Origin of the sequence: Pseudonocardia sp. Ae331_Ps2 (assembly GCF_001932405.1) — a bacterium.
Taxonomy (GTDB): domain Bacteria; phylum Actinomycetota; class Actinomycetes; order Mycobacteriales; family Pseudonocardiaceae; genus Pseudonocardia.
This window is the reverse complement of record NZ_MCIM01000001.1, coordinates 5,856,699-5,869,635: the sequence shown is the minus strand read 5'-3', so window position 1 is coordinate 5,869,635 and position 12,937 is coordinate 5,856,699. Positions and strand designations below refer to the sequence as shown.

The following is a 12,937-nucleotide window of genomic DNA, read 5'->3' as shown; positions in this document are numbered from 1 at the left end:
CCCGCTACTCCGCCACGCGGCAGATGGCGAACGCCTCCGCCGGGACGGTGAACGAGGAGCCGTCGCTGGTCGTCGGCTCGGACGCCAGCAGGATGCGGGTGATCTCCGATCCGAGCGACAGCGTCACCGGCTCCGGGCCGAGGTTGACCACGACCCGCATCCGCCCGCGGGCGACGACGAGGGTGCGCGCCTGCTCGTGGACGTCCACACCGATCCGGTCCAGCCACGGGTCCGACAGTTCCGGCCAGGCGCGGCGCAGGGCGATGAGCTCACGGTGCATGCGCAGCAGGGTCGCGTGCGGCTCCTGCTCGGGCTCGGACCAGTCCAGCCGGGAGTCGGCGAAGGTCGACTCGGCGTTGGGGTCGGGCACCTCGGCGGCGTCGTCCCAGCCGTGGTCGGCGAACTCGGCGCGCCGGCCGTCGCGGACGGCCTTCTGCAGGTCCGGGTCGCCGAAGCGGGAGAAGAACTGCCACGGCGTGCGTGCGCCCCACTCCTCACCCATGAACAGCATCGGGGTGAATCCGGAGGTGAACAGCAGCGCCGCACCGCAGGCCAGCAGGCCGGGCGAGAGCGTGTGGGTGAGCCGGTCACCGGTGGCGCGGTTGCCGATCTGGTCGTGGTTCTGCAGGTAGGTGACCAGCCGCGAGCCGGGGATCCGCGCGGTGTCGATCGGGGCGCCGTGGCTGCGCTGCCGGAACGACGACCAGGTCCCCTCGTGCAGGAAGCCGCGGGTGAGCACGTGCGCCAGCCCGTCGAGACCGGCCTCGGCGAAGTCGCCGTAGTAGCCCTGGCCCTCGCCGGTGAGCACCGAGTGCAGGCAGTGGTGGACGTCGTCGGCCCACTGCGCGTCCAGGCCGTACCCGCCGCCCTCCCGCGCAGTGATCATCCGCGGGTCGTTGAGGTCGGACTCGGCGATCAGCGACAGCGGGCGCCCGACGTGCGCCTCCAGCGCGGTCACCTCGACGGCGAGCTGCTCCAGGACGTGCTGGGCCCGGGTGTCGCGCAGCGCGTGCACGGCGTCGATCCGCAGCCCGTCGACGTGGAAGTCGCGCAGCCACATCAGGGCGTTGTCGATCATGTAGCGGCGGACCTCGTCGGAGCCCGCGGCGTCGAGGTTCAGCGACGGACCCCAGATGTTGGAACCGGCGAAGTAGGGGCCGAACCGGTCCAGGTAGGCCCCGGACGGGCCGAGGTGGTTGTAGACGACGTCGAGGACGACACCCAGGCCGCGGGCGTGGCAGGCGTCGACGAAGCGCTTGAACGCGTCCGGGCCGCCGTAGTTCTCGGTGACGGCGTACCAGCCGACGCCGTCGTAGCCCCAGTTGACCGGCCCGTCGACGGCGTTGACCGGCAGCACCTCGACCAGGTCGACCCCGAGCGAGACCAGGTGGTCGAGCCGGCCGATCGCGGCGTCGAACGTGCCCGGCCCGGTGAACGTGCCGATGTGGCACTCGTAGAGCACCGACCCGGCCAGCGCGCGGCCGGTCCAGGTCTCGTCGGTCCACCAGAACGCCTCGTGGTCGTAGACGCGGGAGCGCTCGTGCACCCCCTTCGGCTGCCAGCGGGAACGGGGGTCGGGCAGCGGCGTCGCGTCGTCGTCGAGCAGGAACGCGTAGTCGGTCCCGTGCCCGTGGTCGGGCGCCTCGGTGCGCCACCAGCCCCCCGGGGAGGGATCGAGCGCGATGCGCTGGTCACCCACCAGCACGCTGACGCGGTTCCTGTCGGGGGCCCACACGGCGAACTCCGTCACGGGCGCCGATCCTTCCGCACCCGGTGGGGTCGGCGCGCGCCCGGCGGGGGGTGGGCCGGGTCACGCGCCGCTAGGCTGCCCCGATGAGCGACCCCGACGCCGGCGACGACCTCGACTCCGACGCGCAGCTGCAGCCGGAGGACACCCTGGAGTACGGCGGCGTGACCGACGTGCTCGACGAGGGCTACTCGCCGCCCGAGCGCCCGTGGAACGACCGCGACGACGAGACCCTCGACGAGCGCCTGGCCGACGAGGAGCCCGACACCTGGACGGCCGAGCTGGACACGACCGCCGACGCGGAGGACCGCGACGACGCCCGCGCCGCCGGGGTCGTCGGCGACCCGGACTCCCGGGACGACTTCTCCGACGTCGACGACGCCACCGGCGACCTGCTCGGGGACGCCCCGGGTGCCGACGGCGAGCTGCTCGCCGACGACGAGGTGGGCGACCGCCGCGCCGGGCGCCTCACGATCGACGACGCGAGCTTCGACGGCAGCGACGGTGGGGAGAAGGACCTGGTGGCCGGCGACGCCGGCATCGACGGTGCCGGCGCCTCGGCCGAGGAGGCCGCGGTGCACGTCGTCGACGAGCCCTGACCCGCCGGACCCGTACGCGTCGCGCCCCGGCCGCCTGCGGGCGACCGGGGCGCGACGGGTGACGGATCAGGCGGGGCGGACCAGCAGCGCGACGGGGTAGCGGGCGAGCAGGTCGGCCAGCGCGGGCGCGGGCCCGTCCACCGGACGGTTCGCGATCATGTCGTGCCAGTCGTCGAAGCCGCCGGGAAGTGGCAGCCGGGTGTCGTCCCAGCCGCCCCGGCGGGCCAGCCCCTCGGGCAGCCGGGTCGCCACGGCGACGAGCGCGCCCCCGCCCCGCGAGAACGCGACGGCGTGCTCCGCCGCCGGGCCCTGGGCGTCGACCCGGCCGTAGCCGCTGAACAGCTCGGGCCGGAACCGCCGCAGCCGCGCCGTCGCCGAGGTGACCAGCAGCTTGGCCGCGCCGGTCGGGTCGACCGGCGGCTGCTCGCCCGCGTCGAGGCGCTCCAGGATCGCCCGCCGGGCGTCCCAGTCGACCGGGCGCCGGTTGTCCGGGTCGACCAGCGAGTACTCGAACAGCTCGGTGCCCTGGTAGACGTCCGGCACGCCGGGCCCGGCCATCTGGAGCAGCTTCTGGGCCAGCGAGTTCGACCGGCCCGGGTCGGCGATCTCCCCGACGAACGCCTCGATCTCGGCGACGAGCTCGGCGTCGGCGAGGACCTGCTCCGGCCAGGCCGCGATCGCCTCGTCGACCTCGGGCACGGCGTCGATGTGCGAGGTCACCAGCTTGGCCTCCTTGGACGCCTTGCCCAGGTAGCCGGCGAGCCGGTCGGCCGGGATCGGCCACGCCCCGACCAGCGACTGCCAGGCCAGCAGCTCCAGCGAGCGGTCGGGCAGCGGGTGGCGCACCGACCACTCGCGGACCTTCGCCGCCCAGTCCGCGGGTCGCTCGGCCAGGACGGCGAGCCGGGCCCGGACGTCCTCGGAGCGCTTCGTGTCGTGGGTGGACAGCGAGGTCATCGTGCGCGACCGGCCGGCCTCGCGGCGGGCCAGCCCGACGTGGAACTCCTCGGGGGTCACCCCGAACCGGGCCGGGTCGCCGCCGACCTCGTTCAGCGCGACGAGCCGGTTGTACCGGTAGAACGCGGTGTCCTCGACGCCCTTGGCGGTGACCATGCCCGAGGTCTGCTGCAACCGGGTCGCGTACTCCGAGCCGGGCTCGCGGACCAGCCCGCTGTGCAACGCGGTGAGCACCGCGCCCAGGTCCGGTCGCCGTGTGCGGGCCACGGCGACGGCGGTGTCGGCGGCCGCGCGGCCCTCGGTGATCCGCGGCGTCAGGTACGAGCGGTAGACCGGGAACCCGCACAGCAGCTCGGCGACCGCGTCGTGCAGGTCCTCCGCGGTGACCTCGGCCAGGTCGAGCCCGGTCGCCGCCGAGTCCGCACCGGGGCCGGCCCGGAAGGCGTTGGCGATCCGGCGGACCTCGGCGACCAGGATCTCGCGGGCGACGAGGTGGCGGCCGTCGTCCTCGACGGCGTGCGCGGAGCGCTTCTCCCCGGTGTGTTCGGCGGCGAACTGGGTGAGCAGCCCGGCACCGTCGGGGTCGACGAGCACCCCGCAGACCTCGCGCAGCGCCTCGTAGCCGGTGGTGCCGTCGACCGGCCAGGAGATCGGCAGCTCCTCGTCGAGGCCCAGGATCTTCTCCACCAGCAGCCACTTGCCGGGGCCGAGCTCGGCGCGCAGCCGCCGCGCGTAGGCACCCGGGTCGGACAGGCCGTCCGGGTGGTCCACCCGCAGCCCGACGACGGTGTCGTCGGAGCGCACGAGGTCGAGCACGGTGCGGTGGGTGTCGGCGAAGACCTCCGGGTCCTCGACCCGGACCGCGGCGAGGTCGCTGACGTCGAAGAACCGCCGGTAGGTCAGCTCGGCGGCGCCGCGTCGCCAGGACACGAGCCGGTAGTGCTGGCGCGCGTGCACCTCCTTGGCGGTGCCCTCGCCGGTGCCGGGGGCGATCGGGAAGCGGTGCTCGTGGTAGCGCAGCTCCCCGTCGAGGACCGACAGCTGCGACAGCGCGGTGTCCTCGTCGGCGTCCAGCACCGGGAGCAGCAGCGCGCCGGCGCCCCAGTCGATGTCGAAGTGCCGGGCCCAGCGCGAGGCCTGGCCGTGCGTGAGCACGTCCCACCACCACGGGTTCTCGGCGGGCTTCGCGACGCCGACGTGGTTGGGCACGATGTCGATCAGCATCGTCAGGCCGTGCTCGCGCAGCGTCGCGAGCAGCGACCGCAGCCCCTGCTCGCCGCCGCGCTCACCCGACACCCGGGTCGGGTCGGTCACGTCGTAGCCGTGGGTGGACCCGGCCGTGGACTCCAGCAGGGGTGAGGCGTAGAGCGCCCCGACCCCCAGCCGGTCCAGGTAGCCGGTCAGCGCGGCGGCGTCGGCGAAGGTCTGCTCCGCCGAGAGCTGCAGCCGGTAGGTCGATCCCGGAAGGCGGGTCACGCCTCAGCCCTTCGATCGCAGGACGAGCAGGGAACGGGCGGGCAGGGTCAGCACCGAGCCCGCGGACACCGGGTCGAGGTCGGTCCCCGTGACGCCGGCGGCGTTCGGCGGGTGCACCTCGCCCGAGTGGGTGTCGACGACGATCTCCCACGCCTGCCCGAACTCGGTGGGCGGGAGCGTGGTGTCGATGTCCTCCCAGAAGGAGTTGAAGCACAGCAGGAACGAGTCGTCGACGATCCGCTGGCCGCGCTGGTCGACGTCGGCGATCTGGCTGCCGTTGAGGAACACGACCACCGAGCGGCCCAGGTCGTTGTCCCAGTCCTCCTCGGTCATCTCCCGCCCGGCGGGGGTGAACCAGCCGATGTCGGCGACGTCCTCGCTGGTGGAGGACCGGCCGATCGGGCGGCCGGCGAAGAACCGGCGCCGGCGGAACACCGGGTGGGCGTGCCGCAGCGCGGCGACGCCCGCGGTGAAGGTGGTCAGGTCGTCGTGCTTGCCCGCGAGCTCCCAGTCCTGCCAGGCGATCTCGTTGTCCTGGCAGTAGACGTTGTTGTTGCCGCCCTGGGTGCGTCCGGCCTCGTCGCCGTGCAGCAGCATCGGGGTGCCCTGGGACAGCAGCAGCGTCGCCAGGAAGTTGCGCTGCTGGCGGGCCCGCAGCTCGACGATGGTCTCGTCGTCGGTGGGACCCTCGACGCCGCAGTTCCAGGACCGGTTGTGGCTCTCGCCGTCGTTGCCGCCCTCGCCGTTGGCCTCGTTGTGCTTCTCGTTGTACGAGACGAGGTCGGCCAGGGTGAACCCGTCGTGCGCGGTCACGAAGTTGATCGAGGCGAACGGGCGGCGGCCGTCGGCCTGGTAGAGGTCCGAGCTGCCGGTGATCCGCGACGCGAACTCGCCCAGGGTGCCCGCCTCACCGCGCCAGAAGTCGCGCACTGTGTCGCGGTACTTGCCGTTCCACTCGGTCCACAGCGGCGGGAAGTTGCCGACCTGGTAGCCGCCGGGGCCGACGTCCCACGGCTCGGCGATCAGCTTGACCTGCGAGATCACCGGGTCCTGCTGGACGAGGTCGAAGAAGGTCGACAGCCGGTCGACGTCGTAGAACTCGCGGGCCAGGGTGGAGGCCAGGTCGAAGCGGAAGCCGTCGACGTGCATCTCGGTCACCCAGTACCGCAGCGAGTCCATGATCAGCTGCAGGGTGTGCGGGTTGCGGACGTTGAGGGAGTTCCCGGTGCCCGTGTAGTCCATGTAGTAGCGGGGGTCGTCGTCGACCAGCCGGTAGTAGGCGTGGTTGTCGATGCCGCGCATGGACAGCGTCGGGCCCATGTCCGAGCCCTCGGCGGTGTGGTTGTAGACCACGTCGAGGATGACCTCGATGCCGGCGTCGTGCAGGTCGCGCACCATCGCCTTGAACTCCGCGACCTGGGTGCCGGACCGGATCGAGCCCGACGAGTACGCGTGGTGCGGGGCCAGGAAGCCGATGGTGTTGTAGCCCCAGTAGTTCGACAGGCCCTTCTCGGTGAGGTGGTGGTCCTGCACGAACTCGTGCACCGGCATGAGCTCGACGGCGGTGATCCCGAGCCGCTTGTAGTGCTCGATCATCGCCGGGTGCGCCACGCCGGAGTAGGTGCCGCGCAGCTCCTCCTCGACGTCCGGGTGCTGGATCGTCAGTCCCTTGACGTGCGCCTCGTAGACGACGGTCTCGTTGTAGGGGATCTTCGGCGGGCGGTCCGAGCCCCAGTCGAAGTACGGGTTGACGACGACCGACTTCGGCACGTGCAGCGCGGAGTCGGTGTCGTTGCGCGAGTCCGGGGCGCCGAAGTTGTAGCCGAACACGGCCTCGTCCCAGTCGACCGGGCCGTCGAGGGCCTTGGCGTAGGGGTCGATGACCAGCTTGTTCGGGTTGCACCGCAGACCCTGGGCCGGGTCGTAGGGACCGTGCACGCGGTAGCCGTAGCGCTGGCCGGGCTCGATGCCGGGCAGGTAGCCGTGCCAGACGAAGCCGTCGACCTCGGTCAGCGGGACCCGGGTCTCGGCGAGTCCGCCGGGCGCGCCCGGGTCGGGGGAGAACAGGCACAGCTCCACGGCGTCGGCGACCTCGGAGAACAGTGCGAAGTTGGTGCCGGTGCCGTCGTAGCTGGCACCCAGCGGATAGGCGTGCCCGGGCCAGGCCTGCATGGTCTGTGTCCTCTCGTCGCGTACCCCCGGCCGCAGGCCGCTGGCACGCTCACACTGTGTAGGGCGGGCTCCGTTGCCGCATGGTGGACGGGGCCGCCGGCGGCCCACGCCACATCACCGTCACGTCCGCAGCTGCTGCGGACGGGGGCGGTCGATCGTCCCAGGGGCGGTCAGGAGTCGGCGAGCCGGGCGGGGAAGCCGCCGGTGGCGACAGGGCTCCACCGGGTCGGGGTGATGCGGATCAAAGCCTTCCCCTGGTCGGCCATGGCCCGGCGGTACTCGTCCCAGTCCGGGTGCTCGCCGGAGACGGCGCGGAAGTAGTCGGCCAGCGGCTCGAGCGCGTCGGGCAGCGTGATGAGCTCGGCGTCGCCCTCGACCTGCACCCAGGCGCCGTCGAACTCCTCGCTCAGCACGACGACCGCGGCCCTGCCGGCCCTCGCGACGTTGGCCGACTTGGCGCGCTCGGGATAGGTGGAGATCACGATGCGCCCCTCGTCGTCGACGCCGCCGGTGACCGGGGAGGCCTGCACGCCGCCGTCGGAACGGGTGGTCATCAGCACCATGTGGTGCCGGGGCCGGACGAACTCGAGCAGCTCGTCCCGGTCGACGCGGTCACTGCGGGCGATGGTGCGGGGCATGCCCGGAATCCTAGGGCGGCCGGGGGCCCCGCGCCCGCCGTTCCTCACCCCGCGCCGCGGGCCACTAGGGTCCGGATCCGTGGCCACCGTCTTCACGAAGATCATCAGCGGCGAGATCCCGGGCCGGTTCGTCTGGGCCGACGAGCAGTGCGTGGGGTTCCTGTCGATCAACCCGCTCGGCCCGGGGCACACCCTCGTCGTGCCGCGCGCCGAGATCGACCAGTGGGTCGACGCCGACGCCGGCCTCGTCGCCCACCTCACCGGGGTGGCACGGACCGTCGGACTCGCGGTGCGGGAGATCTGGTCGCCGCCCCGGGTGGGTCTGCTGGTCGCCGGGTTCGAGGTGCCCCACCTGCACGTCCACGTGTTCCCGGCCTGGGACATGCGGGCCTTCGACTTCGCGAACGCGGCCGCCACCGTCGACGGCGCCGAGCAGGACGGGCACGCCGAGGCCCTGCGCGCGGCGCTGCGGGCCGCCGGACACGACGCGCACGTCCCGGGCTGAGCGGGTGCACCTGCTGCTCGTCCGGCACGCGCTGCCCGAGGCCGTCGAGCACGACGACGGCACGCACGCCGACCCGGGCCTCGCGCCGCAGGGCCTGGAGCAGGCCGCCCGGCTGGTCGACGCGCTGGCCGGCACCCCGGTCGACGCGCTGTACACCAGCACGATGCTCCGGGCGGTCCAGACCGCGGAGCCGCTCGCGCGCGAGCGCGGCCTCACCCCGCACACCCGGTCCGACCTGCGCGAGTACGACGCAGAACGCTCGCTCTACGTCCCGGTCGCCCGGATGGCGCAGGCCGACCCGGCGGCATGGGCGCGGATGCGGGCCGGGCACCTGCCCGACCACGTCGACGGCGCCGCGTTCCGGGCCCGGGTGCGTGCCGGGATCGAGGACGTCGTCGCGGCACACCCGGGCCGGGCGACGGTGGTCGTCGTCGCCCACGCGGGCGTGGTCAACGCCTACCTCGCCGAGGTGCTGGGCATCGGACGGGACCTGCCGTTCCCCCTGGACTACGTCGGCCTCTCACGGGTGGTGTGCGCACGCGACGGGATGCGCAAGGTCGCGACGGTGAATGAGACCGCCCACGTCGCGGACCTGCTCTGACCTCCACCGCCGACCGTTGCGCAACGGTCGTCGACCGCTTGCCGTCGACCGTTTGCCGTGGACGGAGGCGCACGTGATGGACGTGTGCCCCCGCTCGTACGCCGTTCGCCGCCGTCGTTACGCCGCCCGGCTTCGGACGGGTGATCCAGGACGCCGAGCGGGCGGGCTGTACCTACGCTCGGCTGCGTCTCCGCCCGACGACGATGCCGAGGTCGTGGGGCCCCGTCCAGGGCGGGTGCCGGATCCCGGCACGGGCCACCTACGGACTCCGAAGGGACCGCACGCCGATGGCCGAGCGCGGAGGCTCCGGGACGCGGGACGACGAACGTCGCGTCCCCACTCCCGCCGGTCCTCCCGTCGCGCGTGGCGCCTTCTCGGTCCGCGACGTCCGCGACGTCCGCGCGGACGTCCGCGCGCTGCGCCTGCTCGCCCTCGGCGCCGTCCGGATGCCCCGTCCGGATGCGCCGCCCGGCGGGTCCGGGGGCGGTCGCATGCCCCCGGCAGGTGTGGTTCCCGGTGGTCACCGGCCTCGGTCGCGCACGACGTCACCGGCGCCGCACGGTCCCGACGGCACGATCGCCCCAGTTCGTTCGGGCAGGCACCGGTGACCGCGATCCGGGGTGAGGACGCCGAACGGCCCCGCTGGCCCTCGCGCGGGCTGCCGGCCCGGGTACTCGCCGTGCTGGTGCTGGTGGAGCTCACCGCGGTGGTGCTCGTCGTGACCGACGTGGCGCGGCTGCCGTGGGACCGCGCCACCGGCATGCTGGCGCTGGGCGCCCTCGGTCTCGCCGCACTCGGCGCGCTGCACACCGAGATGGCGTCCGGCATCGACCGGGTGCGCCGGCGCGGAGCGCAGGTCACCTACTTCGACCTGTCGACGGTCTGGACCTTCGCGGCCGCGCTGCTGCTGCCGCCGGGGGTGGCGGGCCTGGTGGTCGTCGCGGTCTACGGCCACCTGTGGTGGCGGGTCTGGCGCCCGGCCGGGGCGAAGCTGTATCGGCACGTCTACACCACCGCGACCGTCGTGCTCGCCGCGATGGCCGCCTCGGTCCTCGTCTCGTCCGACTCGCTCACCGCGGCGGCGGGGCTCGGCGGTGCGAGCCAGGTGGTCGGCTACCTGTCGCTGCTGCTGGCCATGGCTGTCTACGGGCTGGTCAACCAGGTCCTCGTCGCGACCGCGCTGGCCCTGACCTCGCCGGATCGTCCCGACTGGCGACGCCTGATGGGGGACTGGGACGACCACGTGCTCGAGGGCGCGACGCTCTGCCTGGCGGTGCTGGCCGCGCTCGCGGTGCAGCGCCATGTGCTCCTTGCGCTGCTGGTCCTCCCGCCGCTGTTGGTGCTGCACCGGGCGGTGCTGATCCGGCAGCTGGAGGAGCGGGCGAACACCGACGCCAAGACCAACCTGCTCACCGCGGTCGCGTGGCGGGGCCGGGCGCACCGGGCGCTCACCCGGGCCCGGCGCCAGCGCGGTGCCGTCGCGGTGCTGATCCTCGACCTGGACCACTTCAAGGCCGTCAACGACGGCTACGGCCACCTCGCCGGCGACGAAGTGCTCACCGCTGTCGCCGCGACGCTGAAGGCCCAGGTCCGCGAGGTCGACCCGGTCGGGCGCTTCGGTGGGGAGGAGTTCGTCGTCCTCCTCGCCGGGCTGCCGGTGGGGCCGGAGGGGTGCGCGCTCGCCCACGGCGCGGCCGAGCGCATCCGGCGGACCATCCGGTCGCTGACGGTGCACGTCGACGGCCCGGGCGGCGGCATCACCATCCGCGACCTGTCGGTGTCGGTCGGGGTCGCGGTGACCGGCGGCGACGGCGAGTCCCTCGACGACCTGCTGCAGGTCGCCGACCACGCCCTCTACGCCGCCAAACGTGCCGGACGCGACCAGGTCCGGATCGGGCGCGACGGGAGCGTCCCCGGCTACTGAGCCCCGGCCACTGAGCGCCGGCGGCAGGGCCCCGGTGCCGCGGCGGCGGCAGGACGGGACGGGTCAGGCGTGCTCGGGCTCGGCCGGGAAGGTGTGCCGCCCGATCCGCACGGCGTCGCGCCCGGCGCGTTTGGCGGCGTAGAGGGCGGAGTCCGCGACCTCGAGCAGCCCGGTCAGGGCGTGGCCGTCGTCGGGGAACAGCGCCCCGCCGATCGAGACGGTGATCCCGGTCCGGGACGGAGGGCCGTCGGTCCCGGGGGCGTCCGGGGGCGGTGCGGGCAGCCGCTGGGCGGGGACCCCGTCCACCGGTGCCACCGGGTCGGACTCACCCGCGATCCGCCTGCGCAGGCGCTCGGCGATCTGCCGGACCTCCTCGCGCCCGTCGTGCCCGGACAGCCGGGGGAGCAGCACGACGAACTCCTCCCCGCCGAACCGGCCGACGAGGTCGTGGTCGCGCAGCTCCTCGCGCAGTACCCGGGCGGTGGCGGCGAGGACCTGGTCGCCGTAGAGGTGGCCGTGGGTGTCGTTGATCTCCTTGAAGTGGTCCAGATCGAGGATCAGCAGCGCCGCCGGCCGCCGTTCGCGTTCGGCGATGGCCAGCTCGTGGGTGCCGCGCAGGTGCCAGGCCGCGTGGTTGAGCAGCCCGGTCTTGGAGTCGGTGTCGGCGCGTTCGCGCAGCTTGCGGACCAGGATCGTGCGGTGCAGCGCGAGGATCGGCGGCACCGCGAGCAGCGCGACGAACGGGCCGCTCGCGGCCAGCGCCCCCGCCGTCAGCGCCCCCAGGCAGAGGGTCGCCAGCTCCAGGGTGAGCTCGTCGCCGCCGAACAGGATCCGCACCACCCGGGTGTCCGGGCTGGCCACCGCGACCACACCGAGCACCAGGCAGGTGTTGACGACGGTGTAGGTCAGCAGCGCGAGCAGCAGCGCGACGACGTCGGGCAGGCTGCCGTAGAGCTCACCGGGCCGGGTCGCGGCGAGCACCCCGGCCGCGGCGTGCACGGAGAGGATCACCGTCGCGGTGCTGTAGACCTCGCGGTAGACCGGCCTGCGGTCCGGGGGCGGCACCGGCCGCAGCACCCGGACGTAGAGGTGGGTGTAGACGACCACCACCACGAACGCGCCCAGGACCGGTGGCAGCAGCAGGGCCGAGGCGACCGTCCAGACCGAGGTCAGGTTCACGTGATGGGTCTCGGCGGTGTAGCGCCGGACGCGCTCGATGCCGGCCACGACCTCGGTGTGCAGGATCCCGGCCACGGTCAGGGTGACGAGCAGCACCAGCGTCGGGCGGTCGAGCCGGGGCGGGTGCAGCAGCCCGGCGAGGACCAGGCAGACCGCCAGCAGCTCCACGGCGAGGACCGGGCCGAGCAGCCGACCCGGGATGGACCAGATCGGCCAGCGGGTGACCTGGTGCAACCGGACCGGTTCCGGGGCCATGCGTCCCTCCCTCGGCCGGCGTCGTACCACCCGATCCTGCCCGTCCGCTGCGGCGAACGGGATGCCGCCGCGCCGTGATCCTAGCCGCACCCGTCGCGTTCCGTGATCGATACGACGTCGTGATCGAGTCGTAGCTGCTCGGACGAGTGTCCTCGTCACGCTGGGTGTCACCGGCAGGGCCGGGTCGGTGATGGTCGACGTCGCAATGGTGCTCCCTGGTTTGTTCGTCGGCCGACCGCGGTCCACTCTTTCCGGCGACGGCGTCGAGAAATGGATGAGAGACCATGTCGGTGTGTCCGGCAATTGCTGTCCGTGACGGTGTGGCAGCACCACTACGTGCGGGATGTCGATCAGGAAAGGAGATCATCGTGCGCAACTGGGGTTGGTGAGGGCATCCGCCGCAATGGCCGCGGCCATTGAGGTGTTCTCAGTAGCGGGGTGGCAGGTCGTGGCGACACGCCGAGGGTGGTGAGATGAGCGGGAACGGGGCAGGACCCCGGTAGATCGGTTCGGTCCAGCACAGATCGACACCGTCACCGAGGTCCTGCATGTCTGATCCTGTCACCTACACCGCTGTCCTCCCGATCGGGGAGCGCACCGTGGCCTATCTGGCGCGGCTCCTGGTCCTTCAACGCCGTCGACGTGGCACCCGGCGGCGGGCGTTGACCCCGTTCGCCCAGGCAGTGCTGGTGATCCGCTGGTTCTGTGATGCTACCCGGGTCCGATGTTTGGCCGGTGACAACGCGATCAGCACTGCAACGGCCTACCGTTACCTGCACGAAGGCATCGACGTCCTCGCCGCGGCCGCACCCGGCCTGCACGGAGCCCTGCTCGCCGCCCGCACAGCCGGGCACACCCACGTGAATCTCGACGGCACCCTGATC

General features: G+C 73.2%; 9 protein-coding genes and 1 pseudogene. 5 read left to right on the top strand and 5 right to left on the bottom strand.

The annotated features are described in order from the left end of the window. Positions 1–4: 4 nt before the first annotated feature. Positions 5–1,750 (bottom strand): malto-oligosyltrehalose trehalohydrolase, encoded by a 1,746-nt coding sequence (gene treZ, locus Ae331Ps2_RS27435; RefSeq protein ID WP_075305672.1) that lies wholly within the window; start codon positions 1,748–1,750, stop codon positions 5–7. Between the two features lie 83 nt (positions 1,751–1,833). Here treZ and Ae331Ps2_RS27430 point away from each other — a divergent pair, with 83 nt between their 5' ends. Beyond that, complete coding sequence (locus Ae331Ps2_RS27430; RefSeq protein ID WP_075305673.1) at positions 1,834–2,346, top strand: DUF5709 domain-containing protein; 513 nt, start codon at positions 1,834–1,836, stop codon at positions 2,344–2,346. 66 nt (positions 2,347–2,412) lie between these two features. Here Ae331Ps2_RS27430 and treY read toward each other — a convergent pair whose 3' ends face one another. The 3 genes from treY to Ae331Ps2_RS27415 form a co-directional block, all read right to left on the bottom strand. Then, a complete protein-coding gene (treY, locus tag Ae331Ps2_RS27425) occupies positions 2,413–4,779 on the bottom strand; it encodes a malto-oligosyltrehalose synthase (protein ID WP_075305674.1) in 2,367 nt (788 codons plus the stop codon). A 3-nt stretch (positions 4,780–4,782) separates the two neighbouring features. Continuing rightward, on the bottom strand, positions 4,783–6,951 hold the full coding sequence (glgX, locus tag Ae331Ps2_RS27420) for a glycogen debranching protein GlgX (RefSeq protein WP_075305675.1): 2,169 nt from the start codon (positions 6,949–6,951) through the stop codon (positions 4,783–4,785). A 170-nt stretch (positions 6,952–7,121) separates the two neighbouring features. Beyond that, positions 7,122–7,589 (bottom strand): PPOX class F420-dependent oxidoreductase, encoded by a 468-nt coding sequence (locus tag Ae331Ps2_RS27415; protein WP_075305676.1) that lies wholly within the window; start codon positions 7,587–7,589, stop codon positions 7,122–7,124. Between the two features lie 79 nt (positions 7,590–7,668). Here Ae331Ps2_RS27415 and Ae331Ps2_RS27410 point away from each other — a divergent pair, with 79 nt between their 5' ends. The 3 genes from Ae331Ps2_RS27410 (at position 7,669) to Ae331Ps2_RS30705 (ending at position 10,619) form a co-directional block, all read left to right on the top strand. After that, the gene (locus Ae331Ps2_RS27410) at positions 7,669–8,094 is read left to right on the top strand and encodes an HIT family protein (RefSeq protein ID WP_075305677.1); all 426 of its coding nucleotides are present in this window, start codon (positions 7,669–7,671) and stop codon (positions 8,092–8,094) included. Between the two features lie 4 nt (positions 8,095–8,098). Beyond that, positions 8,099–8,695 (top strand): histidine phosphatase family protein, encoded by a 597-nt coding sequence (locus Ae331Ps2_RS27405; RefSeq protein WP_020624024.1) that lies wholly within the window; start codon positions 8,099–8,101, stop codon positions 8,693–8,695. Positions 8,696–9,299: 604 nt separating this feature from the next. Further along, on the top strand, positions 9,300–10,619 hold the full coding sequence (locus tag Ae331Ps2_RS30705) for a GGDEF domain-containing protein (protein WP_083702305.1): 1,320 nt from the start codon (positions 9,300–9,302) through the stop codon (positions 10,617–10,619). Between the two features lie 63 nt (positions 10,620–10,682). On the opposite strand, the gene Ae331Ps2_RS27395 is transcribed toward Ae331Ps2_RS30705, so the two are convergent. After that, the gene (locus Ae331Ps2_RS27395; protein ID WP_020624027.1) at positions 10,683–12,053 is read right to left on the bottom strand and encodes a diguanylate cyclase; all 1,371 of its coding nucleotides are present in this window, start codon (positions 12,051–12,053) and stop codon (positions 10,683–10,685) included. A 548-nt stretch (positions 12,054–12,601) separates the two neighbouring features. Between Ae331Ps2_RS27395 and Ae331Ps2_RS32790 the strand changes: the two are divergent. Next, positions 12,602–12,937, top strand: a pseudogene (locus tag Ae331Ps2_RS32790) (IS5/IS1182 family transposase); the annotation flags it as partial.